The sequence below is a fragment of the Caulobacter sp. 10L414 genome (assembly GCF_056395525.1).
In genome coordinates, this window is sequence record NZ_JBFTJR010000120.1 from 1 (window position 1) to 3,685 (window position 3,685).

At 71.2% G+C, this 3,685-nt stretch carries 3 protein-coding genes; 2 read left to right on the forward strand and 1 reads right to left on the reverse strand.

Annotated elements, in window-relative coordinates; all coding sequences use genetic code 11:
- Nucleotides 1-426: 426 nt before the first annotated feature.
- Nucleotides 427-1,539: an Mrp/NBP35 family ATP-binding protein gene (locus AC1DCG_RS24930; protein WP_477037288.1), complete on the reverse strand. Its 1,113-nt coding sequence runs from the start codon at nucleotides 1,537-1,539 to the stop codon at nucleotides 427-429.
- A 105-nt stretch (nucleotides 1,540-1,644) separates the two neighbouring features.
- Here AC1DCG_RS24930 and hflK point away from each other — a divergent pair, with 105 nt between their 5' ends.
- The gene (hflK, locus tag AC1DCG_RS24935; protein WP_477031379.1) at nucleotides 1,645-2,760 is read left to right on the forward strand and encodes an FtsH protease activity modulator HflK; all 1,116 of its coding nucleotides are present in this window, start codon (nucleotides 1,645-1,647) and stop codon (nucleotides 2,758-2,760) included.
- Nucleotides 2,757-3,608, forward strand: a complete 852-nt coding sequence (gene hflC / locus AC1DCG_RS24940) for a protease modulator HflC (protein ID WP_477031378.1) — start codon at nucleotides 2,757-2,759, stop codon at nucleotides 3,606-3,608. Before hflK ends, hflC begins: the two co-directional genes overlap by 4 nt.
- Nucleotides 3,609-3,685: the final 77 nt, after the last annotated feature.

Here is a 3,685-nt window from a genome sequence, read left to right on the forward strand (position 1 = left end):
ACAGCCGGGTCCAGGGTTGAAACAGCACCCGCGCCTCCGGCCCTCCGGAATAACGACGCGGCGGAGCGGTCGACGAAGCCGAAACGCTAAACAAACACACGGTCCCCGGGCTCCGCCCGGCCGCTCCGCGCCTCCCCGACCTAACGCGCTTTGGCGCGGGAGACCGAGAACCTGTGCCCAACCCTCAAGGAACCTCCCCCTGTGGGGGAGGCGATCGCGCAGCGATCGGTGGGGGGAGCGACTGCGAACCCACCCGCCGTCTCGAAAGCTGAAACCGGCCCCCCACCGGCCTTCGGCCGCCTCCCCCGTGGGGGAGGTTCGCCGATCAAGACCACCCCCCCTCTGGGGGAGGTGGCCCGGAGGGCCGGAGGGGGTCAGCGCCGGCGTTAAGACCCCTCATCCCCCTCCAGGAACAACATCCTCACCCTAGTGCGAAATGCTCTTCCACACCGCGCTGGCCGCATCGACGAAAGCCTTGGCGGCGGCGCTTTCGGGCGCGGCCAGCACCGCGGGCCGCCCTGCGTCGCCGGCTTCGCGCACGCTCATCTCGATCGGCACCTGGGCCAGCACCGGCGTGCCCAGCGCCTGGGCCTCGGCCACGCCGCCGCCCGAGCCGAAGATCGGGATCGGCCCGCCCGTCGCCGGGTCGGCGAAGAAGGCCATGTTCTCGATCAGGCCCAGGATCGGCGTCGCGGTCTTGGCGAACATCGCCGCGGCCCGGCGCGCGTCGATCAGGGCGATCTCCTGCGGGGTGGTGACCAGCACCACGCCGTCGATGCGCAGCTTCTGCACCAGGGTCAGGTGGATGTCGCCGGTGCCCGGCGGCAGGTCGACGACCAGCACGTCCAGCGGCTCGTCCTCGGTTCCCCAGGCCACGTCGTGGATCAGCTGGCGCACCGCCGACGAGGCCATCGGCCCGCGCCAGATCATCGCCCTGCCCTCGTCGACCATGAAGCCGATCGACATCAGCTTCACGCCGTGCGCCTGCATCGGCAGCAGCTTCTTGTCCTCGAAGGTCGGCTCGCCCTCGACGCCCATCATGCGCGGGGCCGACGGGCCGTAGATGTCGGCATCCAGCAGGCCCACCTTCAGCCCCAGCCCCGCCAGGGCGCAGGCCAGGTTGGTCGAGACCGTCGACTTGCCCACCCCGCCCTTGCCCGAGGCCACGGCGATGACGTGGCGCACGTGGGCGGGCTTTTCGGAGGCCGGCGGCGGACCGACCTGGGCCTGCGGGTCGTCGGCGACGCGGGCGCCCTTGCGCACCCGGGTGGTCTCGGCGGCCGCCTGGGCGGTCAGCACCACCTGGGCGCGGGTGATCCCCGGCAGCGCCGCCAGGGCCTTTTCGGCCGCCTCGCGCACCGGTCCGTAGCCGCCGACGCGCGCGGCCGGAACCTCCAGCACGAAGCCGGCCTTGCCTTCGCGCACCACCAGTCCCTGCACCAGGCCGGCCTTCACCAGGCCAAGGCCGGTGGCCGGATCCTCGATGCGGTCGAGGGCCTCGCGGGCGTCGTCGGGGGTGGCGGAAGGGCTCGCGGTCACGTCTTTGTCTTGCCTTGTCGTGCGGGGGTCCTCATATCCGCGTACGGGGGGGCTTTTACAACCCCGCCATCCGCAAGAACGAGCGACGGGAAGATAGCGCCGCCCATGCCCTGGAACGACAACGCCGGACCCGGCCCCTGGGGATCGCCCCCGCCGGGCGACGACAAGAACGACGGTGGGCGGAACAAGTCCGACCCCGGCCGCCGCCCCTCCGGTCCGCCTGGCGTTCCGCCGCCTCCGATCGACGTCAGCGAGCTGGTCGAGCGCGTCACCGAGCGCCTGCGCGGAACCTTCGGCGGCCCCGGCCGCGGCAAGGCGATCGTGCTGGGCGCCGGGGCCGTGGTCGGCCTGTGGCTACTGACCGGGACCTATGTCGTCCAGCCCAACCAGCAGGGCGTGGTCATCACCTTCGGCGCCTACAGCCGCACCAGCGATCCTGGCCTGCGCTATCACCTGCCCTGGCCGGTCGAGGCCGTGCAGCGCGTGCCCGTCACCTCGATCCAGACGCTCGACATCGGCGGCGTCCCGGGCGCCGAGGTGCCCGCCGAGCGCCTGATGCTGACCGGCGACGAGAACATCGTCGACCTGTCGTTCACCGTTCAGTGGCGCGTGTCCGACGCCGGCAAGTACGTGTTCAACGTGCGCGAGCCCAACGTCGTGCTCAAGGACGTGGCCGAAAGCGCCATGCGCGAGGTGGTCGGCAAGACCGCCCTCACCCCGATCCTCACCAACGGCCGCGGCGAGGTCGAGGCCCAGACCCGCATCCTGATGCAGCGGGTGCTCGATCGCTACGACATCGGCGTCCATATCGAGGGCGTCCGCATCCAGGTGGCCAACGCCCCCGAGCCGGTCGTCGACGCCTTCCGCGACGTGCAGCGCGCGGCCCAGAACGCCCAGTCGGCCGCCAATGTCGCCCGCGGCGAAGCCGCCCAGGTGATCCAGCAGGCCAAGGGCTATCGCGAGCAGGTGGTGCGCGAGGCCGCGGGCGACGCGGCCCGTTTCAACCAGGTCTACGACCAGTACAAGCTGGCCCCGGCCGTGACGCGCGAGCGCCTCTACATCGAGACCATGCAGCGGGTGCTGGCCAACTCCAACAAGGTGATCGTCGACAACAAGGGCGCCAACGCTCCTGTGATCCTGCCGTCGGACACCTTCCGGGCGAGGTCCGTCGCCCCGCCGGCCGCCGCCGCCCCTGCCGCCACCGACGGAGCCGCCCGATGAGCCGTCCCGCCAACAACACGCCCCTGATCGCCGTCGGCGTCGCCGCGGTGGGCGCGCTGATCCTGGTCAGCACCACGGTCTACAAGGTCGACCAGCGCCAGCAGGCCCTGGTGGTGCGCTTCGGCGATCCGGTGGCCGTGGTCACCTCGCCCGGCCTGCACCTGAAGTCGCCGATCGACAACGTGCTGCGCTTCGACAAGCGCAACATCGACCTGTCGGCCAACCAGGAGGAAGTCACCGCCGCCGACCAGCAGAAGCTGGTGGTCGACGCCTTCGTCCGCTACCGCATCTCCGACACGCGCCAGTTCTTTCGGGCGCTGGGCAGCGAGACCGTGGCCCGCGACCGCCTGGACCGCATCGTCAACGCCGCCCTGCGCGAGCAGATCGGTCGCGCCGACTCCGGCGACGTGATCGCCGGCAAGCGCGCCCAGATCATGGCCGCGATCCGCGACGAGGTGGCCCGCCAGGTCAAGGCCTCGAACCTCGGGATCCAGATCATCGACGTGCGCATCAAGCGCGCCGACCTGCCCCAGCCCAACCAGCAGGCCGTCTACGAGCGGATGCAGACCGCCCGCAAGCAGGAGGCCGCCGAGCTGCGCGCCATCGGCGACCAGCAGCGCCGCGAGATCGTCGCCACCGCCTACGAGGAAGCCGAGAAGATCCGAGGCGAAGCCGACGCCCAGCGCGCCCAGCTGTTCGCCTCCAGCTTCGGCCGCGACCCGTCCTTCGCCGCCTTCTACCGCTCGATGCAGGCCTACGAGCAGTCGATGGGCAGGGGCGACACCACCTTCGTCCTGTCGCCCGACAGCGCCTACTTCAAGTATTTCGAGAAGGGCCCGGGGGGCTGACCCCCTCAGTCGGCTTCGCCGACAGCTCCCCCAGAGGGGGAGCATCTGCTCGGTAGATCCTCCCCCTCTGGGGGAGG